Below are 25,393 nucleotides of genomic sequence, written 5' to 3'. Positions count from 1 at the left end.
GAGCTGGCAATCAATATATTATAGCTGCATAATTACTTTCGAATGTCCGGAATTGATACAGCTGGTGTTCGCGGGCAGGCCTGGTATATAAGATGGGGTTTATTTATTTTTCCCCGCCAGCCAGAACAAACCATCCAGCACGAGGCGGCAATATTCTTTATTATCAAACTGGAACGATAATTCTTTATTGGTTTTGTTTTCGTAGTCAATATCATTATGCCCCATGTTGATGTAAAGCATTTTATATTTGTTGTTCGTCCATACCACGGGGTAATAACCGCTGTGCCAGATCTCATGTGGTTTGGGGCCTGTTCCCAATGGGAAGCTGGTTGAGTCAATCGATAGCAGTATTTGTATATCCTTATTTTTCCGCAGGTCATTTTTCCATTTATACCATTCATTAGGGGCTGCCGTAAATGTTACCGGCAGGTGTTTTGTTACCGGATGTTTTTTGTTTTCTACCCGTAATACTGCTGATGTTGGCCGCCAGGTGTTGCCGGCATATTGACCAGAGCCGAGGAAAGTGTTGTGGTACCAATCCCAGTTTTGCGGGTAGGTAGAAGGAGTAAGTGCAAAAGCGGCAAAATGAAAACCCATCCAGGCGCCGCCATGCTGCACGTATTGCTCAAAAGCCGCCCGTTGTGCCGGATCATCGGGCGGCCGGGTATCTAAAAATAGCACCACCTGATAGTTGGCGAGGTGGCGGGTGTTCAGTAGGTTCCAGTCATTGGTTGAATCGTATTGGAAATGATGGGAGGCGGCTTGTTGGGCCAGCCAGCGGTTGGCCTCATGTACAAAGCTGATATGAGCCGGGTCGTTTTTGGCGGTGTAGAAGGCGAGAACACGGAACAGTGCCTTTTGCTGACCGGCGGCATGGGCGATTAAAATGACCTGGAGGAAAATCGTAATGATTGAGGGGCGAATGGATGGCATGCGTTAGGTTATATGGAAACTTTAATAATTGCGTCTTATCACGGAAATGTCATGATTAAATGACCCGTATGAGACGAGAACAAATTTATAATATTCCGGGGCTCACACATCACCAACCCGACACCAGTAAATTCCTGGCAGCTTTCCCGCTGCAGCGCTGGTTTTGAGCATAGGCGCTGGCAGCCCTGCTTCTGATACTGGCTACCGGTTCATTCAGCATATAACTGCTCAATGCATCGTGCAGCGTATAGGCTTCGGGGCACATTAAACCGGTGGTCCATACCAATGGGTTGGCGTGGGTGGCAGCGAGCAGGGGAGCAAAATATTTTTTGCTTATACAGGCTAAAATGATGGCATCGCGGGTGAGGCTATCCGTATTTCGGAAAATATTGGGAAGCGGAAAATCCATTAATCCATCGTGCCCGATGTAGGCCATCAGTTTGCCATTTCCATGAATGCCCAATTTTATTCCATCAATATGCAGCGTGTCTTTTAACTGTCCGGCACAGCTTTGCAGGAAATCAATAGTGCATTGCCTGATGTACTTACCATCATAGGCATCGGCTACCAGGTAGTATTTTTTTAGTTTATGTTTGAAGACCAGCCGTTCGAGCCGGATGCTGTCTACTTTATACCGTTTTACCATTGTCCATTCCTTACTTTTTTTGAACCAGGTACGAATGCCGGCATCGCAACCCCAGTATAAATTGCTGTTAGGGTCCTGGCCATTACCGATGGATGCCGGAACGGGCACAATGCCCTGGTATTTGTTATCGCATAAGGCCACAAATACATGGATCGTTTTTACCGATGTGTCGAAGGTGAGCGCAGGCGTATGCGATACCGGTTTTTTTGTTTTTTGTGCAGGCGTGGCTGGAGTGGGGGCACCAGCCGACTGGCAGTTAGTGTATGACTGACAGATCAGGAAAAACAGCAACAACCGGTTCACGCAATGAAGTTTTAATTTGATACAATGGTAGATACATGGGATGCGGTTGCGGTAAAAATCCATAAAGGGCTGGCCCCTAAAAATTATCCATCGTACCCCAAAAAGGCTTATCTTTCATTAAATGAACATTCATGAATATCCAGGTTTACAATTTGGGCAGAGATGTAAGTGATTCAGATCTGAGACGATTGTTTGCTGTATTCGGTATTGTTAATTCGGCTGAAGTGGTGCGCGACAAACTGAACGGCCGTTCCAAGGGGAATGGCATTATTGAAATGCCTGTTGAACACGATGCTAAACGGGCTATAGCTTCTCTTGATCAAACCATGGTTGATGGCAAAAAGATCTCCGTAAGTGAGTTGCGGTAACTGCCTGATAGTAACCTAACTTTAACTAAATGAGTGAGTTATGCTAATAACGACATGTTTTTTAGCCATATACGTATTAAATGCTTATCTTTGCACAACTTATTTCCTCCCTGCACCTATCTTGATTTTCCGCGTTCAACATTTGTGAAGGTAAGATTCTAAGCCAGGTACGTGTCTTTCATTGGCAGCTTACCAGATTATTATTAATTTAAATTTCAAAAATTGTCTTTCGAAAAGTTAAGAATTATTGAGCCTATATTAAAAGCGCTTAAGAACGAAGGTTATACTCAACCCACTCCAATTCAGGAACAATCAATTCCGGTTATACTTCAACGACGCGACCTCTTTGGCTGTGCCCAAACAGGTACCGGTAAAACGGCGGCCTTCGCCATTCCTGTATTACAGCTTTTACATGAGCAAAAACAGCCTGAAAAGCAGAAAAAAACTATTAAAGCATTGGTATTAACGCCAACCCGTGAACTGGCTATTCAGATCCAGGAAAGCTTTGAGGCGTATGGGAAATTTACCGGACTGAACCAACTGGTGATCTTTGGCGGTGTATCGCAATATGCCCAGGTAAATGCTTTAAGGAATGGGGTCGACATTTTAGTGGCTACGCCCGGACGCCTGCTCGATCTGATGGAACAACGTTATGTAAACCTCAATGACATCAAATTGCTGGTGCTGGATGAGGCAGATCGCATGCTCGACATGGGATTTGTGCATGATGTAAAAAAGATCATTGCCCGAACCCCTAAACAAAGACAAACCCTGTTCTTTTCCGCTACCATGGCGCCTGCCATCCGCAAGCTGGCCAACACCATACTTATCAATCCCGCTCAGGTGGAAGTGACCCCGGTTGCCACCACTGCAGAAACCATCAGGCAGGCGGTTTGTTTTGTAGAGAAAAAAGATAAACCCGCATTATTGCTGCATCTTTTGACGAATACCGACATTCCTATGGCCCTGGTATTCACCCGCACCAAACATGGGGCTAACAAGGTTGCGGCAGCATTGAACGGGAGGGGCGTTGCGGCAGAAGCGATACATGGAAACAAATCGCAGCAGGCCCGGCAAAAAGCATTGAACCAGTTCAGATCAAAACAAATAAAAGTGCTGGTGGCAACCGATATTGCCGCCAGGGGCATCGATATTGATGAGTTGTCGCATGTGATAAATTATGAATTACCCAACGTACCTGAAACGTATGTGCATCGCATAGGCCGCACAGGACGTGCCGGTGCCCAGGGTATTGCGGTATCCTTTTGCGACGGGGAAGAAAAAGAGTTCCTGCGCGACATTCAAAAACTCATTACCAGGGAAATACCGGTAAGGGCCGATCATCCGTTTCATAATGATAAGGCCAATAGCGGGGTGCGGCAGCCAGCTAAGACACCCCAGATTGCGGGAAAAGCCCCTGGACGGTCTTCATGGTCAAATAAAAGACGCCCCAAACGTCATAAAACAATTCAATAATTGTGTTACATTGTAAATGTTAAATATGACAAATATTCAGATCGAAAAATTCCTGGAACAGAACTACATTGATAAAAAGCCGGTGAAAGTCAGCTTTAAAGGCAGGAAACCGATAGTGGGAATATTTATTACCTCTGCAGATTATGGTGAATTGAAGGCAAAAAATTTCTGGCGCATCGTTGGCGAGGTGAATATTGAAAGTTTCAGAAAGTCAAAAGACATGGGTCTGGCAAGAATGTTCAATGGCTCGGAATTCACCAAATTGTCTGCTCCCGATCAGTAGTATCGTTTAATTTTTTTTATGTTACGTTCAATCATTACCGGAACAGGATGTTATATTCCGCCGGTCATTAAAAAAAACGCAGACTTTTTTACAGGGAGTTTTTATGGTGGCAATAATCAACCGCTTACGCTTCCTTCGGAGGAAGTTGTAAAGAAGTTTGAACAAATTACCGGTATTGAGGAACGACGGTATGCGCCCGACAACCTCAATACCTCTGATATTGCAGCCATTTCAGCACAGCTGGCTATTGACGACAGCGGCATTGATGCGGAAACGATTGACCAGATCATTGTTGCGCATAATTATGGCGACGTAATGAAAGGAAGTACGCAGTCTGATACGGTTCCGTCGGTAGCATCCCGGGTAAAACATTTGCTGGGTATACGCAACCCGGCCTGTGTGCCCTATGATCTGTTGTTTGGTTGTCCTGGCTGGGTTCAGGGCCTCATACAGGCCGACGCTTTTTGCAAGGCCGGCATGGCAAAAACCTGCCTCGTGATCGGCGCTGAAACATTGTCGAGGGTAGTGGATGAATACGACAGAGATGGCATGATTTTTTCGGATGGCGCCGGTGCCAGCATTGTTGAATATAAAGAAATGGGTGATAAACCGGGGGGCATATTGAGCGCCAGCACCAGGTCAGATTGTGTGAACGAGGTTGCTTATATCAATTTTGGTGAATCATACCACGCAGGATCAAATTCAGACACCCGTTATATTAAAATGAAGGGCCGGAAAGTATATGAATATGCGGTCCGGTATGTTCCCGAGGCAATGAAAGGATGTTTGGATAAAAGTGGTGTTCCCATAGAGGCACTGAAAAAGATATTCATCCATCAGGCCAATGAAAAAATGGATGAAGCCATGGTGACTGCTTTTTATAACCTGTATGGCATTCAGCAGGCGCCCGAACACATTATGCCCATGAGTATTCACTGGTTGGGAAACAGCTCGGTAGCTACCATTCCTACTTTGTACGATCTGGTATGTAAAGAGCAGGTTACCGATCAGCGGCTGCACCCCGGAGATGTTATTTTATTTGCATCTGTTGGCGCGGGTATGAATATTAATGCTATTTGTTATCAGTGTGTATAATTGGGGACATTCCCAATAAATCGCTGTAAAAGTATAGTTGGCTGTATTCTTTTTATAGGTTATCTTTATTTACGACAATTGAGTTATACTGCATAAAGTACTTGAAACGATATTTAGGTTTCCGCTGTGAACGTTCGCTTTTTCTACTTTTTGTGATTGCTCAGTTCAATTTATCACGATTTAATTTTACAGTAATGAATTTGTACGTTTCAAATTTAGGTTTTCACGTTAACGATGATGACCTGATGAATTTATTTTCGGCTTATGGTACTGTTACCTCAGCCAAGGTTATAACAGACAGGGAAACCGGCAAATCCCGTGGGTTTGGATTTGTTGAAATGCCTGTTGATGAGGAAGCTAAAAAAGCCATTTCGGGGTTGGAAGGAAAAGAAGTTGAAGGCAGAAACATTTCAGTTTCTGTTGCAAGACCCAAAACCGAGAACCGTGGATTCGGCGGCGGCGGCGGCGGTAGCCGTGGTGGCTATGGCGGCGGCGGTGGCAACCGTGGCGGTGGTAACCGTGGTGGTTATGGCGGTGGCGGTAACAGATGGTAATCATATCGCATTGAATTTCGCTCAATATAATTAAGACGAAATAGATCAATTGATTTGAAGCCTTTCCCTCGGCTAAGCCCGAGGGAAGGCTTTTTTTATTGCAGGCGGCCAACCACAAAATATATTTTCGAGCCATCAGGTATACGGAATCCCTGCCCGAAAAACCCGAAACCATTGAAGAACGGGGATGGCAGAAACTTTTCGGGCATTTTGTATCTTACCGGGCAAATTAAAATAAGATGCCCGGAAAGATCGGAAAGATAATAGCCAAACGTACAGGCAATGAGGACCTGATCAATATACTGGCCAATGAATTGCCGGGTTCCGATCTCAATTCCCTGTTGCTGGAGGTGTTTGCGCGCCGGGCACAACAACAGAGCGCTCCCACATTGTTAAAGCAATTTGAGCAGAACCGTTTTGTACAACCGGCAGAAACGGATTTCATTCACCTGCTGGAACGATCGCTGCAAACGCTGCAATGCTTATTGCAACACGACTTTAAACCACTGCAGGTTTCGCCGCTCAGTCAACTGGGCAGTTGCTCCGTTATAGCCACCGTTGACCAGGATAAAGTTGTTTCGGCCCTGCGCAACTGTGAGGTAATGTCCGACGCCACCAATGCGCTGGCTTTGTATATCAGCAGCCAGAAAAAGAAGCAAAAGAACGCAATCGGCGACACGCATATAAAATACTGCACCGTACAGCGGCATGTACGGTCGCAACCCTTCCCCATAAAAGGGTTCTCCCCGCATTTTACTATTGGCTGTATGGTTTCATCGGGTGTTGATACCGGTAATTATGCATTTGAAAAGAAGGCCATTGGTGAACATTTCGCGGCGTTAGGCGATGTGCTTACTAATGTTTTCAATGCTGGTCCCGTACGGTTTAAATTACAGAAACGAGAAGGCTACCCCGATGCATTTATTCCGGCGGTTTTGGACTACCTGCAAAACAGGCTGCCCGTTGCACAGGTCACCATTGATGAAACTCCTGGCATGAACAATTATTACAAGGGCTTACAATTTAAGGCGATCATCACACTGCAGCAGCGCGACTTTGAGATTGCCGATGGCGGACTGGTTGACTGGACACAACAGTTACTCAATAATAAAAAAGAACGGTTCTTTATTTCGGGGTTTGGGTTGGAATTGCTGAATAAACTGGAAGAGGGGCTACTGTAAAATCTGCAATTGTAGGAACTACGTTTGTAATATGGCGGAATTTTCTGCATCTTCCCGCTCCTAATCATTAAAACACAAAGGCCGGAGAACCGGCCCTTCTTTGTTGATTTCTCTATTTAAATGTATCCCTGTTTTATCTTTTAATAAAATTTTTGGTAATAGTACTGTTGTCATTCAGGATGATGAGTGCAGTGTAATTCCCTGCTGCCAGCTGTTGAATGTTCATCGAGTACGAAACTGCTTGTTGCAGCTGTGCCGAAGCTGCCAGGCTGCCGGCCGATGTGTAAATATTCACCCCTTTCAAGGGCTGATTGCCGCTTACTACAGTTAACACATCATTGGCCGGAATGGGGTAGAGCCAGATACCATTTGACTGGTCGTTTTTGACTGAAACGGTTTTTGAATATGAATACCGGCCATCGAGGTCCAGCTGCCGCACCCGGTAAAAACTGATGGCGGTGGGCAGGGTGGCATCAACCTGGTTGTAATTATTCGGCCCGGTCGTATTATGCGCATTTAGCGCAGCACCCAGGTTGTTCCAGTTAATACCATTACTGCTTTTTTCTACCTGGTAACCGGCGCAATTGGTTTCATCGGCTGTTTGCCAGCTTATTTGTACCGCATTATTACGACGTTGGGCTGTAATCTCGAGCCATACCAGGGGCAGCGGGCCTTGTGCCGCATTTACCAGGGTTAATTCATTCAGGGCTATACCTGATATAGTAGTTGTGATCAGGTTATCTGTACTGTTACGGACAATATTATTGATACAGGTATTCCAGCCTGAACCATTATGCACCTGCAACGAAAGCTGCGTTTCATTAAGACCATTCAATTCTCCATCCTGATAATATAGGGACACATTGCCGGTAAAAGGCGGCAGGGTGTTCGCCCATTGATATACCCGGCGAATGTAGGGGTTACTGCCACTATGAAGCGCAGTGGCCGCACGTTGCATACTGTTGCTGCCGGTGATCGTATAATCTGTTGATGGCGTTAATACCAGGCTGTCGATCGCTACCGGTGTGCCGGAGTTGATGTACAGGCTGGCGCCGGGCGACAAGTAAAGAGCGTTCTGCGCCAATACGCCAGCAGGCAATAAACAAATGGTTAAAAAATATAGGTTCCGCATACAGCAGGTGATTAACGGTTGCGCAAACCTACGATACTACAGGGCCTGCTTTATTCCCTTTGTATGTCAGCGGCAGGATTTTGTATGTGAACGACTAAACCGTCTGTGAGGCCCGGGAAATCGATTCGTTGTTTACATACAAATTTCCGCAGTTCACATACAAGTCCTCCCATGCCGGAATTACGCGGTGGTAATATTGCATCGCTTTAATCAGCAACGTTCATATCCAGATCCTTTCCAAAGACCCGCAAACATGTAACTCAACAAATATCAGGGATATGAACCGCATCTATATTATCACGCTCTATGCACTATTTATTATGTCACAGGCCCATGCACAACAGGTGGGGATAGGCACTACGCAACCCGATGCCAGTGCGGCATTGGAGATCAGGAGCACCGATAAAGGATTGCTGATACCGCGAGTTGACCTGGGGTTCAGTCCTGTTACAACTCCGGCCACAGGCCTTATGGTTTTTAATACCAACAGTATGTATGGTGCTGGAATCGGATTGTATATCAACATGGGAACAGGAAGTGCACCGCAATGGATGCAACTGGTACCCAATTCAACGGGAAATTTTATCCGAAACCAGACTGTGCAGCAGGCAAACAGCAATTTTAGTATTTCAAATTCCGGCGAAATAGGGAATGCCCTTACTGTTGGAGCTGTAAATACAGGACCTGCATCATTAGTGGTACAATCTGCAAGCAGTGTATATACAAACCTGGCGTTGCTAAATAATTCGTCTGGTACTTTGTGGAATATGCGTACCTGGGGTGTCTCTTCGGGTATTCCGGGCGCATTTTCAATTAGTAATGGTGTACACACACCGATTTTAGCAGTGGGTGGTAATGTGTCTATCAATCAGTCCGCTGCACCTACAGCCGCGCTGGATGTAAATGGCGATATAAAAGCATCCGGCAATTTTCTGATTGGCATGCAGTATTACAGTCATCAATCTACAGTGGCTGGAAATACTACGAAACTACTCACGCTGGTCTGCCCGGCTGGTTACAAGCTGATCAGCGGCGGCGGTGGTCACCGCGATTTTAATTCAGCTGCAAAAGATATCCGGCTCGATTATAATGGGCCTGATCCGTCGGCGCCTACCACTACCTGGAAGATCATAGCCCATAATAGCAGTGGCAGCAATCGCGAATTGATCATTTATTGCAATTGCGCAAAAGTGCAATAACCTGGTTAAGGCTTATGGTAACAAATGCCCTCTGAATGATCGGAGGGCTTTGTTCTTTTAAAAAAAACGGGGTTGTCCCGATAAATCAAAACAGCCCCGGGCAATCCTTTGAAAGGACAATCCATCAGCGCCATTGAACTTATTTTCGTTAAATTACCAGCAAATAAATTAATATTACGATGAAAGCCCTTTGTATATTAATAACCATCCTTCTGCCTGCCATTCTTTTTGCTCAAACAGAAGAAGTTGACAGTGTATGTGATGATAAAGTTTTTACCCAGGTTGAAACATTACCCGATCTTAAAAATGGCAAGGCTGCTTTTGAAGACTCGCTTACCGGATATTTAAGAAAGAGAACTGCTATTCCCCAAAAAGGAAGTATAACGTATACCTTTATCGTTACAACAAAGTCAAAGATATTCGATCTAAAAAAAGTGGAAGGCGACGTTAAAAATGAAGAGACTATTAATGAGGCGTTGATTTCCTTTGCTGGCCAATGGAAACCTGCGATACAAAATTCACATACCGTTTGTGCTTACGTTGGTCTTATAATTGAATTTGAGAAAAGTGCATTGAAAATAAAGGTAGTTAAACCGGTTTCTGAATAATTGGGTTATTAGTAAATAAAGGGCGTGAAAAGAACCGCCAAACCAGGGATTGCCGTCGACAAAAGTCCCCGGTCTTTGGCATTTCCCCGGTTTTATACTTTTTTGTTCGCTCGCCTGCAATTAATCCTTCGCTTCCCATAATTCAATTTTGTTGCCTTCTATGTCAAGGATGTGAACGAATTTTCCATAATCATATGATTCTATATTATCTAACACCGTAACACCTTCCTTTTTTAATTCTTCTACGAGTGCTTCAAGATTTTCGACCCGGTAATTGATCATAAAGTCCTTTGAGGAGGGCTCAAAATATTTGGTCTTTTCGGCAAAAGGGCTCCATAGCGTATAGCCTTTATTGGTTGAATCCCCTTCCTGTTTCCACTCAAATTTTGCTCCGTATTGGTTTACGTCAAAGCCAAGGTGGGTTTTATACCATTCTCTTATTTTTTCCGGGTCCTGGCATTTGAAGAAAATGCCCCCGATCCCTATTACTCGTTTCATGTTTACCTGATTTTTAGTTGTGCTGGTTATAATTGAATTGATTGCGAAACCAAAACCGAATGAGGTCGCAAGTGCCAAAAATATTAATGTTTTCTTTGCCATTTGTCAATGTTAAAAATATCAAAGGCCTGCTTTTCTGCTTTAAAATACAGCTTATTTTGTTTTTTTAATGTTTTTTCCCGGTCAGGTGGAAATTGTTCTACAGGACCGGCCGCCAGGCGCTGGCACAAAAATTCCTACCTATATAAATAAACGTGTACATGAGTGCCACTGCCGACAATGAAATACAGGATATAACCAAACTCATAGAGCGCAATGTCAATGCCCTGTTGAATAGAAAGAAAGAAGATCGTAAAAAAATGAGTTTTGCGCATAAAGTAGTGGCTGCCATAACTTCTTTCGCAAGCAGTATGCTCTCTATTTACATGCATACATTTTTCTTTACGTTGTGGATAGCCTGGAACCTGGGTTACCTCCGGCTGCAACCATTTGATAAAAACTTTATTATTCTCGCCACCTTTGCAGCCGTTGAAGCTATTTTCCTTACAACCTTTGTATTGATCGGTCAAAAGCAAATGAATGCCCAAGCCGATAAATGGGCAGAGCTGGATCTTCAGATCAGCATGTTAACAGAACACGAGGTTACCCGGATGTTAATGCTGGTAACAGAAATTGCCAGGAAAATGAAGATAGAGGTGGCCGGGAACAAAGAAATTGAAGAGTTGGCCAAGGATATACATCCCGATAAAGTACTTGATACCATGGAAAAAGCGTCGAAGTAAAACCAATCAAATCAATATCTTTGGACGCCTGGATGAACCTTACATATGACAGCCCTTCTTCAACAAAATATCGCCAGCCATATTTCGCTTTCTGAGGATGAAACAGAAGCCTTTTGTAATTTATTTCAACAGCAAGTTATTAAAAAGAAAAGTTTTTTATTAAGAGAGGGCGAAGTGTGCCGGTTTGAAGGCTTTGTTACCAGGGGGCTTTTTCGGGTGTATCATATTGACCAGAATGGCTTTGAACAAATACTCTATTTTGCCATCGAGAACTGGTGGGTGACCGATATCGACAGCTTTACCAATGAAAAGCCCTCACAACTGTATATAGAAGCGCTCGAAGACAGCACCGTGCTGTTGATTTCAAAAAAGAATAAAGAATTCGCGTATGCGAATTTGCCTAAGATCGAAAAGTTATTCCGGGTAATGACGCAAAAAACACATGTTGCCCTGCAAAGACGCATGATAGATAATTTGAGCAAGACGGCCGATCAGCGGTACCTCGACTTCAGGGAAAAATACCCCAATATCTATTCCAGGCTTACCAATCTTCAAATAGCGGCTTACCTGGGCATTAGCCACGAATTTTTGAGTAAAATAAGGAAGAAACTGGCCGAAAATAAGTAGGCCGGGCTATTTATTGAACTTGTTCAATGTTTTCGGGCATGGGGCCGGCGCATCTTTGTGCCTGTAATTTATACCGGCCGTATTATTAACAATTTCAATTTTACTCAACATGGATGTACAGGCACAAAGTTTCAAAACCATTGAAACAAACAATCTCAAACTACAGGTTTACAACGCTTCTGAAAATAGCTTTGGTGTGGCATCGGTAATTGTATCAGGAAAAAGGGATGCCATTTTAATTGATGCTCAATTTACCCTGGCTGATGCTGAAAAAGTAGCCCGGGAGCTCAGGGACTCCGGCAAAAAGCTCACCACCATTTATGTTTCACACGGTGATCCCGATTTTTATTTCGGACTGGAAGTGTTCAAGAAATATTTTCCCGAGGTTACTGCTTATGCAGCACCCGCCACAGTAGAACATATTAAGGCTACGGCTCAAAAGAAACTGGAAGTATGGGGAGAAAGATTAGGCAAAAACATTACTTCCAATGTGGTGCTGCCCCAGGTTTTAAAAGGTAACAGTATTGAGCTGGAAGGCCAGCAACTGGAGATCATTGGCCTGGATGAATTTCCCGCAAAAACCTTTGTATGGATACCGGCTATAAAAGCCGTTATTGGCGGAATTAACGTTTTTGGGACCACCTTCCATCTTTGGATGGCCGATGCGCAAACCGAAGCAGCCCGTAAGCAATGGATAAGCGTATTAGATAAAATTGAATCGCTGCAACCGGCTATCGTAGTGCCTGCCCACGCCAAATCAGATTCGCCGTTTGATCTATCGGCAGTGAAACATACAAAGTCTTATATTCAGCACTATGAAGATGCTTTGAAAGCTAATAAAACTTCAGAAGCCCTCATCGCTACCTTAAAGGCAACATACCCGGCATTGACTTTTGATATCGCTCTGCAAATAGGCGCCAAAGTGAACACCGGTGAAATGAAATGGTAAAATATATTATCTCAACCCTGACAGTGTCCGATGCACTGTCGGGTTGTTCTTTTAATAAAACTAACAATGACAAATCTCGAAATTATCAGGAGCACGTATGAAGGAAAAACTTCTGAAGAAAATGGGAAGAATCTGGCTAATCATGTTGCTGACAATATCTCCTGGACCGAAGCCCGGGGTTTTCCTTACGCAGGCACTTATGTTGGCCTGGCCAGTATAGTTAAAAATGTTTTCAGCAGGCTGGGCAGCGAATGGATCAATTATAAATTCACCCCTGAAGATTACGTTGCCAATGAAGACAGGGTAGTGGCCTATGGTACTTATTCCGGCACCTATAAAACAACCGGTAAATATTTTGAAGCCCGGGTAGCTCACCTTTGGAAATTGAAAGATGGAAAGATCATAAGCTTTGAACAATTTGTTGACAGCCAGCCGGTGAACGATTCAATAAATTAACGGCATCAGCAACTGCCATGGCTTTTACTGGTTTGAGCTAATAAAAATATGATACAGGTAATATTCCGCAACCCTGGTTGGTAATGCCATCAAATTTTATCCTGCCGGTAGTTTCTCCTGAAGCGATCCTCTGATTTATTTTCAAATAATAAGTGTTACATAAACACATGAAAAATCCAACTTATTTGAGTCGATAAAGTTATGATACTTTAAAGTCATAACATATATTTGTCCTGCATCATATAGTCTAATATAGCTACATCTACACGATTGTTTACTTACTGTTACCCGTCTCATTTGAGGACCTAACCTGCTACAGGAGTTATTCTCCACATGATTATGTTACTGGTGTGAAATAAACCGGTGGTTTACCCTGGCGTATACTCTTATAAGTATATACGCTTCTATTGATTTTCCATACCACATTGATTTAATGCCATAGTCGAAAAGCATAGTATATGCTTTCCATTCCTGTCGTGTATTGCCGGGCTGCATTCGTATGCCTGTGACTGAACAGCGAAAAAACAGGAAAGGAAAGCTACCGGGAATCTTTTGCCCTGTCCCTATTGTAAACCAAACCATAAAGTTCATGAGACATTTGCTTTTGATGACTATTGTATTCCTTATAACTGTTTCGGGTGCATGGGCCCAGCAGGTTATAAAAGGAAAAGTAACCGATGAAAAAGGTGCTCCCATTGGCGGAGCCACCATTAATGTAAAAGCCTCCGCTACTGGCACTGTAACCGACACTGCAGGTAAGTTCCATTTAAAAATTCCTTCCGACACAAAAATGCTTGTTGTTTCTGCGCTTGGATACAGCGTAAAAGAAATTCAGGTAAACAACGAGACTGAATTTAATATTTCACTTTCCCTTGAGGGAGAGAGCATGAATGAGATTGTGGTGGTGGCATATGGCACTGCCCGTAAGCAATCATTAACTGGTGCGGTTGCTACCGTTTCGGCAACTTCGCTCGAAAAACGACCGTTGACGAATGCCATAGCTGCTTTGGAAGGCGCTGCGGCCGGTATTCAGGTTAATAATACACAGGGGCAACCCGGCTCTTCCCCCACTGTGCGTATTCGCGGATTTGCTTCTGTGAATTATAGCAACGACCCGCTGTATGTTATTGATGGTGTTCCTTTTGGCGGTAATGTGGCCGACATTAATCCTGCCGATATTGAAAGTATTTCTGTGCTGAAAGATGCTGCCTCTTCTGCTTTATACGGCAGCAGGGCCTCTAACGGGGTTGTTATCATGACTACCAAAAAGGGAGGTAAAAGCAATAGCAGTTTAAACTTTACAATGAACCAGGGCGTGTACGACAAGGGGATCAATGAGTATCAAAAGATGAATGCCAATGAGTTTATGGAAACCATGTGGAAGGGCTACAGGAATTACCTCAAAAGTTCTAACCCCGCTACATATCCTACAGATGATGTGGCCGGTGCAAAAGCCACCCAGTCATTGATCAGTGATTATTTAAAACTGAATATCTATAATAAGCCAGATAATGCTTTGTTCGATGCAAACGGTAAACTGGTGTCCGACGCACAGATCTTACCGGGTTACGCCGAAGACCTTAACTGGTACAAAGACTATGAACGCCTGGGTCAAAGATCAGATTATAACTTAAATGGAAGATCCGGTTCTGACAAGAACTCCCTGTATTTTTCAGTAGGGTATCTCGATGAAAAAGGGTATATCTCTTATTCGGACTTTAAACGTTTTTCAGGTAGAATAAACGCCGAATTGCAGGCGGCCAAATGGTTGAAGTATGGCTTCAATATTGGCGCCACACACCAGATGGCTAACAATACCCCGGCTACCACAAGCAGCGCTACCTCTTTTGTGAATCCCATTTATTATTCCAGAACCATTGCACCTATTTATCCGGTTCACTTGCATACGGCCGGCACAGGCGATTATACACTTGATGCGCCTGGTAACAAACTATATGATGATGGCACTACTTCAAGGACCCAGTATGTTGGCCGCCATGCCATTTGGGAAAATGAACTGAATAAAGACCAGTTTTTCAGAAATACCCTGATGGGCCAGGCTTATGTAAATATTAATTTTTTAAAGGATTTTACATTGGGTGTAACAACTGATATGAACGCACGAACTGAAGATGAACAGATCTATAACAATGCGATCATTGGCGATGGTGCAGGCAATCATGGCCGGGCTTCCCGTAACAACTACAGGTATCAGAACTATACCATAAGGGAGTCGCTTACCTGGAATAAAAAACTCGATGCGCATTCCGTTGATGTAATGGTTGGGCATGAAAATTTTAACTATGACTACAATTATTTGTATGCCTATAAAACAAATGAATCATTTGCCAATGGAGTACAGCTGCAAAATTTTACAACCATTACCAGCTTAACCGACTACAAAGATGTATACCGCACCGAAGCTTATTTCAGCCGTGCCCGGTATAACTATGCCGACAAATACTTTCTCGAAGGTTCTTACAGAAGAGATGCGTCGTCGAAATTCTTTGGCAAATGGGGTAATTTCTTTTCTGTTGGCGGTAGCTGGGTGATATCTAAAGAGGCTTTCTTCGAATCTGTTGCCGATAAGGTCAATTCCCTGAAACTGCGCACTTCATATGGTGAAGTAGGAAGCGATGCCGGCATTAGTTATTACGCATGGATGCCATTGTACGATATGAACCAGAATAGTAATGCTTCAGCACTGTATAAAAGCCAGAATGCCAACAAAAACCTGATCTGGGAAACATCCGCTTCTTATGGCGCTGCTATTGAAGGACGGATCTTTGGCAGGGCTAATTTTATGGTAGAGTATTTCGACAAACAATCGCATAACCTCATCTTTGATGTGAATTTGCCTTTATCGTCTGGCGCCACCTCTACAACGAGCGCTGTTTCTGTAATTACAAAGAACATTGGTTCGGTTTCGAACAGAGGCTGGGAATTTACGTTCGATGTTGATCTGGTAAGAACGCATGACTTTCGGTTTAACCTTGGCGCGAATGCTACTTTCATGAAGAACAGGGTGATGAAGCTGCCCGATGAAAACAAGGAAAATGGGATCATCAATGGCACCAAGAAGATCATGGAAGGGCATGGTGTTTATGACTTCTGGCTGGCTCAGTACGTTGGGGTTGATCAAATGACCGGCAATGCCCTGTATTTACCCGATACAGTTACTTATTCGGCGGCTAATCCAATACCTGCACAATACCTTGTAACTATTAACGGGCAAACCTACACCACTTATACTACCTATGCAAAAAGAGACTGGAGCGGTAGTGCCATCCCTGATGTATTCGGCAGCGTTTCTCCTGTTTTTACTTATAAAAACTTAACCCTCGCCGGTTTGTTTACTTATGCTATAGGAGGAAAAACATACGACAACTCTTATGTTTCTTTAATGAGCATGAGTGGTACGCCCTCGGCTTTACATAAGAACCTGTTGAAAGCCTGGGACGGTGCGCCCAAAGATATGACGGCAACCTCAGCGGACCGGATTGCAGCCGGCGTTCCCGTAGTTGACTTTTTCAGAAGTGACAAAAACAACGCTACTTCAACGCAGTTCCTGCAGAATGGCTCTTACTTCGTAGTGAAAAATGTAAACCTCAGCTACAAATTATCAAAAGAGCTGTTAAGCGCAATCCCTTTAAGGACCCTGTCGATTGGCGTGAGTGTTGAAAACCTGTATACCAGAACAAAGTTAAGGGGCATGAATCCACAGCAGTCTTATACCGGAATAAGCGACAACGCTTTTGTGACGCCGAGGATATTATCATTCATGTTAAATGTTGGATTGTAAAAACAAGTACTATGAAAAAATTATTAAAAAATATACTGATCGTAACGGCTGTTTCGTCGATCGTGAGCTGTAAAAAAAGTTACCTCGATACAGAACCTACCAATGCTATTTCAATAGGTACCGTTTTTGAAACTACCGATAATGCTAAAATGGCGGTTAACGGCCTGGCCAAAATGATGACGCAGCAATACCTTAGTACGCAGGGCTTTAATGGGGAAGGTACCATCAAAATGTATTATGGGAATTATCCCGGTAATCATTTTTCGATAAACCTTTCGAGCTGGGCGCCTATTATCAATTCTACTTATAACGATAATACCATAAGCGTTTACTGTTATTATCCCTGGTATTACTATTACAAAATAATAGGAAATGCCAATACCATCATATTGCATGTAGATGAAGCTACCGGCGCTTCAACGCAAAAGGATTTTATCAAAGCGCAGGCGTTAACCTACAGGGCATATTGCTTTTTAATGCTGGTGCAACTGTACGGCAATCGCTGGGACGATTCGCATGGCGGCTCTACACCTGGTATTGTGTTGAGAACCGATGAATCAAATGGCGATCAGGCACGTGCCAATCTGGAAGATAGCTATAAACAGATCTATGCCGATCTGGATCAGGCAATTGCATTGTATACAAGCTCGGGGTTGAAAAGAACAAAAAATTATGAAGTTGATGCCAGTGTTGCCTATGCCATTTATGCAAGAGCGGCATTAACGCGGCAGGATTATGCGAATGCCGAAACCTATGCTGTGAAGGCAATGGATGGCTATCCACTTATGACCAACACCGAGTACAATGCCGGATTTTGTACGCCAAACCGGGAATGGATATGGGGTAGCTATGGCGCTTCGGATGAAACCTTATACTTTTATTCCTATTTTGCCTATATCGCCTATAATTCCAGCGCCAGTGCAGTGAGAACTACACCCAAAATGATCAGCCGGGAATTGTATAATAAAATACCATCAACCGACATGCGCAGGAGTTTGTTCCTCGATCCTACGGGTTATACCTATACAACCTCAACCGGAAATGCGGCTTCATCTACGCTGCTGTATAAATATGCATTCACCACGCGTCCGTCTTTGAACAGCACCGCAAGCGTATATGCCTATATGCAGTTTAAAATTGCTGCCAACGATCAACCGGGTGTAGGTAATCTCAATCACTTCAGATCGGCCGAAATGTACCTCATTGAAGCCGAAGCTAAATACCGCCAGGGTAAACCGGATGCAGAAGTGCAGAATTTGCTGGTGGCGCTGAATAACACATCGGGGCGTAATGCCAGCTATACCTGCACCAAAACAGGCACTGCGCTGCTCGATGAAATTAAACTGTACAGGGCTATTGAATTATGGGGTGAAGGATTCGATTGGTTTGATATGAAAAGATGGAATGACCCTATCAATAGAAAAACGTATGCCAATGGAGGTAATTTCATTACGAGCCTGGCACTAACCATTACACCTGATGCCAACAACAAATGGACCTGGAAACTTCCGTTGAAAGAAACAGATTTTAATACACTGGCAGAATAATAGTAAGCGCGTGATGCGCAGGGAAAACTTATTTTTTAACCGTTCCTGTTGAGTGTTTTTTCTTCCTTCATGCAACCGTAAAAGTGGCTGCCCCAAAAGAAATTTTGGGCAGCCCTTTTAATGTGTATACAGGTGCTGTGCTTACTTAAGTTTTGGGAAATATCAACGCTTGTTCAATGGTCTCGTTCTGGGAAGCGTTGCTGCGTTCCGTTATTTTTGGGGCTGCGTTATGCTACGGTCGTTCTTTCAAAACCGCCTGCAATACCTGGCTGGCAGCATTTTCGTTGAATTTGGTTTTTGTAATTGAACCTGATTATTCAGCATTATATTGTTCGTCGGTTACCTGCTCCATCCAGTCAACCACTTTGCCATTCAGATTTTCCTGTATGGCAATATGTGTCATTCCATTTGTTGCCGTAGCGCCATGCCAGTGCTTTTCATTGGGTGCAAACCAAACTACATCGCCGGGATATACTTCTTCAACCGGGCCGCCCTCACGTTGCATCCAACCGCAACCGGCCGTTATGATCAACGTTTGTCCGAGCGGGTGCGTATGCCAGGCTGTTCTTGCCCCCGGCTCAAAGGTAACGCTGGCTGCTGCAGCCCTTCTTGCATCATTGGCATCGAATAAAGGATCTATTCTTACTGATCCGGTAAACCAATCTCCTGGTCCTTTGGCAGAAGGCATTGCGCCTACTCTTGTTATTTGCATAGCTGGTTTTTATATTTTTACGATGAACCCAATATAGTATTTATAGGTATTGCGGCAAGGTACTATATTTTGTAACTTCATAGTATGACAAAATTCCGTTGTATTTTATTGGCCCATTTTTTCTTCATACTTACATTTATGTACAATGTTTCCTTCGCACAAACCCGGGATCCATATGTACGCATTGCAAAAATTATTGTTGATTCCACGCAACTTGAAAATTATAAAGCTGCACTCAAAGAAGGAATAGAAACAGCTGTTCGTTTGGAACCCGGCGTGTTAAGAATGTATGCGGTTTATGATAAGAATAAACCGACGCATGTTACCGTATTTGAAACCTATGCCAGTAAGCAAGCTTATGAATCACACATTCAAACACCACATTTTAAAAAATATAAAACGGGTACAGGGGGTATGGTGAAGTCCCTTGAATTAGTAGATGTTATTCCAATTGTTTTCGAAGCAAAAAAACAACAATAAACTGTCTGGCCTGTCATAAAGGTTGAGATAGAACGCACCCTTCTGTCTTGCATACCTTATCCTCAGTGCTGAGTTTATTGACTACCAGATCAGCAAGTTGAAATGGCAGCGACAGGTGCTGACAAGATATGTATGGATTTACAGTGTGCTTATATGGCTTGCTGTAAGCTTTTATATAGTGGAAGTTACGAGTAAGGGGTCGGTTTTGTTTACATTGACCGCTTTAGGACTTACTACAGCTTATATACTGGGAGTTGGTATATGGACATGGTTTCGCAAAAATAAAAAACAGCTTCAGCAGATCGATGATATCATGTATGACCTGGAACAATTGCATGATGCGCTGAGTTAATAGATCAGGTGCTTCACTCTACTATCACTCAAATTCTCATTGATGTAATCAATAGCTTGTGCAATACGGCTATCCCTTATATTTTGACGGCGTGATCTGTATTTGTCAATATGTTCCACAATAGCTCATGTGCAATAACATGAAAATATGGGTGTTGCCTCGTGATTAGTCATGAAAATGATTATCATTGATGTGTGAACACACCTGGTAATATGATATTGGCTTTGATCTTTTCATTGCTATTAAAACAGCAGCTGCATGCACAGTCGGCTGATATTCCCCATCTGCGGCGGATAATGCTGCAAATGCAGGCCAACAAGAATTTTGCAAAAGATACGGCCTACATTGATATACTCGATAGCCTGGCCTTTGCCTATTACCGCATCAATGCCGATAGTGTATTTCTGTATAGCAATAAAGCCCTCGCATATGCTGAACAAATGGGTTATGGCAAAGGCGCATCGGCAAGTTTACGATTGAAAGGAAATGCTTATTTATTGATCGGTGATTACGCCAGCATGTTATCGTGCTATCAACAGGCGCTGACCATTGCCGAAAAGATCAACGATCCTATAAGCATAGCCAAGGCAAGCATAAATATGGCCACCAGGTATTATAACGATATGGGAAAATATGATGAGGAAATGGTGTTATTGAAGAAGGCGGGTGATATTTTTGAAAAAATGCGTGATAGTCTAAACTGGCATAAAGCTTTAATTTCATACGGGGGAGTATGGGAAAACAAAAAGCAATATGAAAAAGCCTTACAATATTACCAGCGGGCATTAGCTGTTGCAACAGCTATGAAAGACAATTATTCGGTAGTAGTTTCGAACGACAATATAGGTATTGTATTATTCAGGGAAGGTTTGTACAAAGAAGCGCTGAGCCGGTTTTTACGCACTAAAGAATTTTTTAGCCATACCGATGATAAGATGCGGCAAATGCGCAATGCCATTGCACTGGCCCAAACGTATTTTAAGTTGAAGGATCACCGGAACGCATTGCAATACGCACAACTGGGCCTGAGACAGGCAACTGAGATCAGGGGGGAAAATTATATCAAAGAAGCCGACCTGTTACTGGCTGATATTTACGAAGCCAAGGGCGATGCGAGCAGCGCACTGAAATATTTCAGGGCGTATAAAGAGGCTTCGGATAGTGTGTTAAATGAAACAATGCTGAAAAAGACCGGCCAGCTTGAAGCGAAATATGAATACGAAAAAAAGGAAAGCCGGCTAAAAGAAGAGCAGAAGAAAAAAGATGCGCTGCATCAACTTCTGCTCTATATAGCCGTTTTAATGATCCTTTTTTTAAGCGTACTGGCCTTTTTGTTGTGCCGTAGCAGGGCGGCCAAACAAAAGCACAACCAGCTACTGGCAGCCATGAATGAAGAAATTGAGCAACAGGCAGTATTGGTGATGTTGAATAATAAGCAAAAAGATAAATTGTTCTCCATTATTGCCCATGATCTCAAAATGCCGCTGCATTCATTAAGGAATATGCTTGCCCTGCTTAATGCAAATGAACTGCCGGAAGAAGTTATAAAGGAGGTTATGGAAGAGCTGGGGCAGGATGTTAATTATTCTGCTGAACTGGTCAGCAATATGCTTTCATGGGCCGGCAGCCAGCTCGATGGCAGGATTGTTTCGCCGGTTGAGTTGCCTGTACATCAACTGGTAAGCGATACAATGGGGCTTTTTATAAAACAGGCGGCTGATAAAAAGATCTCAATGAAAAATGACATTCATCCGGCTTTACTGGTTTGGGCTGATAAAAATATGGTACAGGTAATGATCCGTAACCTGGTTGGAAATGCCATTAAGTTTTGCAATGCCGGCGACACCATCACTATAAATAGCAAAACAGCAGGCGCTGTAGTTGAGATATGCGTAGCTGATACTGGTATAGGAATACCTGCAGACGTATTGAGGAAGCTTGGCCGCAAAGAAAGCGTTACTACCTATGGTACCGCCAATGAAAGAGGTACAGGCCTGGGGATGCTGTTGTGCCATGAATTTGCCGAAGCGAACAACGGCCGGTTTAGTATTGAAAGTGAACAGGGCAAAGGCAGCCGGTTCTATTTTACCCTGCCGGCTGTTTCAGACCCGGGGTAGTATTATAAGTTAAGAGCATCACCGGCAGAAAATCAAAAACGACAGCCGCTCTGCCGGTTCCTCTCCTGGGGCTCACTGACAGATTTTAAAATAGCGGTGCACTATTATATCCTAACGAAAAATAGGTGTTTTTAATCGATCGCTTTAATGAGCTTCGCAGGAATCCAACAATTCAAGGAATACGGAAGTGAGTCGGAATGCAGCGTTCTTACGTTTGTCGAAGTTCTCCGAGGGCTGCAGTTTTAACGCTTCGTGGATGATTAAATTAATATAATTGCGGATGAGCTCATCTTTGTAGGCATAATCGGTTTGTTGCTCGTCGATCATTTTTTTGAAAATGGTATTCAGGAACTCCCGTTGTTCTACCGTTATATTAAAAATGGGCGTGCCGCCCAGCTTGAACAGCGGTGATTGTTGAAGGCTTTCTGACCGTTCGCCCGGCTTTAAAAAATCTTCTGCAAACAGAACGGTATATCCCACATAGCTGGTGGAGATTGTCTGCCATGAATAGGGGATATGCGGGTTACCAAAGAATAATACAGTGCCCTCTGTTTCAAAACTGCGGTCGGCGTAGTGAATGATGCTTTTGCCGGTGGTGAGGCAGATCTTATAGAAATCCTTTCTGCTGTAAATACGGGTTGCATGGCCATCACTTTCGATCTGGAACACGGTGAAGCCCTTTTGCTTCAGTTCGGTATTGAATTCGGAAAGTGGGCGCAGTTGCTTGTTTTCCATAAACTAAAGTTACAAAAATTTACTACAGCGGGCCGTCGGTAAAGGGCTGGCTTTTATACAAATGGAAAATCTTATTATCTTCGGTCGCTATGATCAAATGTATTAAGATTCCCCTAACGATATTGCTGGTTGTATATTCTATTGCAGTCAATGCTCAAAAACTCACCAATAACCGCACACAACTTTTTGATTACAACTGGAAATTCTCCCTGGGCGATCACCCCGATGCCCGCAACGTTGATTTTAACGATAATAACTGGCGAAACCTTGATCTGCCACACGACTGGAGTATTGAAGGAAGGGTGGATTCGCTGAACGCCTCAGGTAACGATGGCGGCTATTTCCCCGCCGGAACCGGCTGGTACCGCAAAAGATTTATAGTTCCGGCTGCGTGGAAGGGAAAGCACCTCTCCATTTATTTCGAAGGCGTATATATGAATTCCGAAGTGTTTATAAACGGACAATCATTGGGTATTCATCCTTATGGGTTTTCTTCTTTTTCCTATGAATTAACTCCCCACCTGAATTTCGGTAAAGAAAATATTATCTCGGTTAAGGTAGATAATTCCCAACAAAAAAATTGCCGCTGGTATAGCGGTTCGGGTATTTACCGGCATGTAAAGCTGTTGGTGACCAGTGCTATTCATATTGACCAATGGGGCGTAACGATCACCACGCCTGAAATAAGCAAAGCTAAAGCGACCGTTGCCGTTAGAACAAGTATAAAAAATGAAACTGATCAACCGCAACGCATCATCCTGCATACACTGCTTGCCTGTCAGCAGTCAAAAGCGGCGGGCAATAATGAGCTTACAGTAGATTTACCTGCTAATGGAATAAAGGAAGTAACGCAACAAATAACCGTGAGTAACCCGCGGCTTTGGTCGCCTCAAACGCCCATTACGTATAAAGCGCAAATAAAGATGCTAAAAGGAAGGGTGGCTATCGATAGCATCAGTCAGGCTTTCGGCATACGCTCCACGTCATTCGATGTGGAGAACGGGTTCCGGTTAAATGGGAAAAAGATAATCCTCAATGGTGGCTGTGTGCATCATGATAATGGTTGCCTCGGCGCAGCGGCTTACGACCGGGCCGAAACAAGAAAGGTGGAACTGCTGAAATTGGCAGGGTTTAATACCGTGCGTACTTCCCACAACCCGCCTTCAGAAGCGTTTTTAGATGCCTGTGACCGGTTAGGGCTGCTGGTAATTGATGAGTCGTTCGATGGCTGGCGCGAAAAGAAAACGCCCAACGACTATGCAAAATATTTTGATGACTGGTGGCAGCGCGACCTCGGCTCTATGGTGCTGCGCGATCGCAACCATCCATCCATTATTATGTGGAGTATTGGCAATGAGATCATCGAGCGTAAAAAAGCTGAAGCAATTACGACTGCCAATAACCTGGCCGGTCTTTGCCACCAGCTTGATGCCACCCGCCCGGTAACTTCGGCCATGACCACCTGGGATAAAGAATGGGAGCTATTTGATCCGCTTTTTGCGGCCCATGATATCGGCGGCTATAACTACCAGTTACACCGGGCGCCGGCCGATCACCAGCGCGTGCCCTCCCGCATTATTGTTCAAACAGAATCGTATCCGAAAGATGCTTTCGCTAACTGGAAATTGATAAACGATAATACCTATATCATCGGCGATTTTGTTTGGACGGCCATGGATTATTTAGGCGAGTCATCTATTGGCCGGTATTATTATCCCGGTGAACCGGATGGCCAGCATTGGGAAAAGAATTTCTATCCCTGGCATGGCGCTTATTGCGGCGATATTGATCTTACTGGTTACAGGAAGCCTATATCACATTATCGCGATCTGTTGTACAACGATAATAAGAAGCTCTATATGGCTGTAAAAGAGCCTAACCCCGATAATGGACCCATTAAACTAACCAGTTGGGCTGTTTGGCCTACCTGGGAAAGCTGGACCTGGCCCGGCCATGAAGGAAAAGAGATCCAGGTTGAGGTGTATTCAAGATACCAGTCGGTTCGCCTTTATTTGAATAATAAACTCATTGGCGAACAACCAACAGGCATGGAACAGCAATTCAAAGCTGTTTTTACATTGCCTTATGCGCCCGGGTTGTTAAAAGCAGTAGGTGTTGACAATAACAAGGAGAAAAAAGCTACTGTATTGAAGACTGCCAGGAATCCTGCCAGCATAAAGCTTATTGCAGACCGTTCAGGCATTCAGGCTAATGGACAGGACCTTTCCTTTGTTACGATTGAAATAACCGATGCGGAAGGAAATCTTCAGCCCAATGCAGAAAGCCTGTTATTGTTAAAAATAGAAGGACCAGGTGTTATCGCCGGTTCTGCTAATGCTAACCTGAAAGATCCCGATCCCTATGTCAGCGACATACGGAATGTATGGAAAGGGCGTGCCCTGATTGTAATTAAAAGCACACATCAGGAAGGCAATATTAATCTGATGGTAAGCTCGCCCGGTTTATCAGCTGCAAACTTAACCCTTAAGGCTATTAAATAATTAAAACCTTTTTGCATTTCAGCCGGCCCGAGGGCCCATATTTACTCGTAAATGTCA

General features: G+C 43.8%; 24 protein-coding genes. 18 read left to right on the top strand and 6 right to left on the bottom strand.

The genetic code is table 11. From position 1 onward, the window contains the following. Positions 1-99 precede the first annotated feature (99 nt). Both A3860_RS38380 and A3860_RS38375 read right to left on the bottom strand, forming a co-directional pair. Positions 100-933 (bottom strand): ThuA domain-containing protein, encoded by an 834-nt coding sequence (locus tag A3860_RS38380; RefSeq protein ID WP_081155895.1) that lies wholly within the window; start codon positions 931-933, stop codon positions 100-102. Positions 934-1,042: 109 nt separating this feature from the next. Then, positions 1,043-1,882 (bottom strand): hypothetical protein, encoded by an 840-nt coding sequence (locus tag A3860_RS38375; protein ID WP_081155894.1) that lies wholly within the window; start codon positions 1,880-1,882, stop codon positions 1,043-1,045. A 131-nt stretch (positions 1,883-2,013) separates the two neighbouring features. On the opposite strand from A3860_RS38375, the gene A3860_RS38370 reads away from it, so the two are divergent. From A3860_RS38370 to A3860_RS38345, 6 genes are all read left to right on the top strand, one after another. Next, positions 2,014-2,250, top strand: coding sequence for an RNA recognition motif domain-containing protein (locus A3860_RS38370; RefSeq protein ID WP_081155893.1), 237 nt, complete (start codon positions 2,014-2,016; stop codon positions 2,248-2,250). A 222-nt stretch (positions 2,251-2,472) separates the two neighbouring features. Continuing rightward, complete coding sequence (locus A3860_RS38365; protein WP_081155892.1) at positions 2,473-3,726, top strand: DEAD/DEAH box helicase; 1,254 nt, start codon at positions 2,473-2,475, stop codon at positions 3,724-3,726. A gap of 25 nt (positions 3,727-3,751) precedes the next feature. Further along, positions 3,752-4,009, top strand: a complete 258-nt coding sequence (locus A3860_RS38360; RefSeq protein ID WP_081156265.1) for a short-chain dehydrogenase — start codon at positions 3,752-3,754, stop codon at positions 4,007-4,009. Between the two features lie 18 nt (positions 4,010-4,027). Beyond that, positions 4,028-5,104, top strand: coding sequence for a 3-oxoacyl-ACP synthase III family protein (locus tag A3860_RS38355; protein WP_081155891.1), 1,077 nt, complete (start codon positions 4,028-4,030; stop codon positions 5,102-5,104). Between the two features lie 194 nt (positions 5,105-5,298). Beyond that, positions 5,299-5,658, top strand: coding sequence for an RNA recognition motif domain-containing protein (locus A3860_RS38350; protein WP_081155890.1), 360 nt, complete (start codon positions 5,299-5,301; stop codon positions 5,656-5,658). 239 nt (positions 5,659-5,897) lie between these two features. Beyond that, entirely contained in the window at positions 5,898-6,839 is a 942-nt protein-coding gene (locus tag A3860_RS38345; protein WP_081155889.1) for a hypothetical protein, read from the top strand. Between the two features lie 133 nt (positions 6,840-6,972). Here the strand turns inward: A3860_RS38345 and A3860_RS38340 are convergent, their stop codons facing one another. Then, on the bottom strand, positions 6,973-7,971 hold the full coding sequence (locus tag A3860_RS38340) for a T9SS type A sorting domain-containing protein (RefSeq protein WP_081155888.1): 999 nt from the start codon (positions 7,969-7,971) through the stop codon (positions 6,973-6,975). 278 nt (positions 7,972-8,249) lie between these two features. Between A3860_RS38340 and A3860_RS38335 the strand changes: the two genes are divergently transcribed. Together A3860_RS38335 and A3860_RS38330 are read left to right on the top strand one after the other, a co-directional pair. Then, complete coding sequence (locus A3860_RS38335) at positions 8,250-9,170, top strand: hypothetical protein (RefSeq protein ID WP_081155887.1); 921 nt, start codon at positions 8,250-8,252, stop codon at positions 9,168-9,170. A 179-nt stretch (positions 9,171-9,349) separates the two neighbouring features. Then, positions 9,350-9,778: a hypothetical protein gene (locus tag A3860_RS38330; RefSeq protein WP_081155886.1), complete on the top strand. Its 429-nt coding sequence runs from the start codon at positions 9,350-9,352 to the stop codon at positions 9,776-9,778. Positions 9,779-9,898: 120 nt separating this feature from the next. Here A3860_RS38330 and A3860_RS38325 read toward each other — a convergent pair whose 3' ends face one another. Next, positions 9,899-10,276 (bottom strand): VOC family protein, encoded by a 378-nt coding sequence (locus A3860_RS38325; RefSeq protein ID WP_081156264.1) that lies wholly within the window; start codon positions 10,274-10,276, stop codon positions 9,899-9,901. Positions 10,277-10,536: 260 nt separating this feature from the next. Between A3860_RS38325 and A3860_RS38320 the strand changes: the two genes are divergently transcribed. From A3860_RS38320 to A3860_RS38290, 6 genes are all read left to right on the top strand, one after another. Continuing rightward, positions 10,537-11,058, top strand: a complete 522-nt coding sequence (locus A3860_RS38320) for a DUF1003 domain-containing protein (protein WP_081155885.1) — start codon at positions 10,537-10,539, stop codon at positions 11,056-11,058. Between the two features lie 45 nt (positions 11,059-11,103). Continuing rightward, positions 11,104-11,685, top strand: a complete 582-nt coding sequence (locus A3860_RS38315; protein ID WP_081155884.1) for a Crp/Fnr family transcriptional regulator — start codon at positions 11,104-11,106, stop codon at positions 11,683-11,685. A gap of 109 nt (positions 11,686-11,794) precedes the next feature. Then, a complete protein-coding gene (locus A3860_RS38310; RefSeq protein ID WP_081155883.1) occupies positions 11,795-12,634 on the top strand; it encodes an MBL fold metallo-hydrolase in 840 nt (279 codons plus the stop codon). A 66-nt stretch (positions 12,635-12,700) separates the two neighbouring features. Continuing rightward, complete coding sequence (locus tag A3860_RS38305) at positions 12,701-13,090, top strand: nuclear transport factor 2 family protein (RefSeq protein WP_081155882.1); 390 nt, start codon at positions 12,701-12,703, stop codon at positions 13,088-13,090. Positions 13,091-13,679: 589 nt separating this feature from the next. Beyond that, positions 13,680-16,892, top strand: a complete 3,213-nt coding sequence (locus A3860_RS38295; RefSeq protein WP_081155880.1) for a SusC/RagA family TonB-linked outer membrane protein — start codon at positions 13,680-13,682, stop codon at positions 16,890-16,892. 11 nt (positions 16,893-16,903) lie between these two features. Then, on the top strand, positions 16,904-18,439 hold the full coding sequence (locus A3860_RS38290; protein ID WP_081155879.1) for a RagB/SusD family nutrient uptake outer membrane protein: 1,536 nt from the start codon (positions 16,904-16,906) through the stop codon (positions 18,437-18,439). Between the two features lie 313 nt (positions 18,440-18,752). Here A3860_RS38290 and A3860_RS38285 read toward each other — a convergent pair whose 3' ends face one another. Continuing rightward, complete coding sequence (locus A3860_RS38285) at positions 18,753-19,151, bottom strand: (R)-mandelonitrile lyase (protein ID WP_081155878.1); 399 nt, start codon at positions 19,149-19,151, stop codon at positions 18,753-18,755. An 84-nt stretch (positions 19,152-19,235) separates the two neighbouring features. Between A3860_RS38285 and A3860_RS38280 the strand changes: the two genes are divergently transcribed. The 3 genes from A3860_RS38280 to A3860_RS38270 all read left to right on the top strand — a co-directional run bounded on the left by A3860_RS38280 (position 19,236) and on the right by A3860_RS38270 (position 22,100). Further along, positions 19,236-19,631, top strand: coding sequence for a putative quinol monooxygenase (locus A3860_RS38280; protein WP_081155877.1), 396 nt, complete (start codon positions 19,236-19,238; stop codon positions 19,629-19,631). Between the two features lie 97 nt (positions 19,632-19,728). Continuing rightward, positions 19,729-19,983: a hypothetical protein gene (locus tag A3860_RS38275; RefSeq protein WP_143774475.1), complete on the top strand. Its 255-nt coding sequence runs from the start codon at positions 19,729-19,731 to the stop codon at positions 19,981-19,983. A gap of 194 nt (positions 19,984-20,177) precedes the next feature. Next, entirely contained in the window at positions 20,178-22,100 is a 1,923-nt protein-coding gene (locus A3860_RS38270; protein WP_143774474.1) for a tetratricopeptide repeat-containing sensor histidine kinase, read from the top strand. A gap of 144 nt (positions 22,101-22,244) precedes the next feature. Here the strand turns inward: A3860_RS38270 and A3860_RS38265 are convergent, their stop codons facing one another. Further along, a complete protein-coding gene (locus A3860_RS38265) occupies positions 22,245-22,835 on the bottom strand; it encodes a hypothetical protein (protein WP_245843718.1) in 591 nt (196 codons plus the stop codon). 89 nt (positions 22,836-22,924) lie between these two features. Between A3860_RS38265 and A3860_RS38260 the strand changes: the two genes are divergently transcribed. Further along, positions 22,925-25,336 carry a sugar-binding domain-containing protein gene (locus A3860_RS38260; RefSeq protein WP_081155874.1) on the top strand — a complete coding sequence of 804 codons (2,412 nt, stop codon included), beginning with the start codon at positions 22,925-22,927 and terminating at the stop codon, positions 25,334-25,336. Positions 25,337-25,393: the final 57 nt, after the last annotated feature.

Origin of the sequence: Niastella vici (genome assembly GCF_002077945.1) — a bacterium.
Taxonomy (GTDB): domain Bacteria; phylum Bacteroidota; class Bacteroidia; order Chitinophagales; family Chitinophagaceae; genus Niastella; species Niastella vici.
Note: the sequence above shows the minus strand (reverse complement) of the source record. Positions and strands in the feature narration are given on the sequence as shown.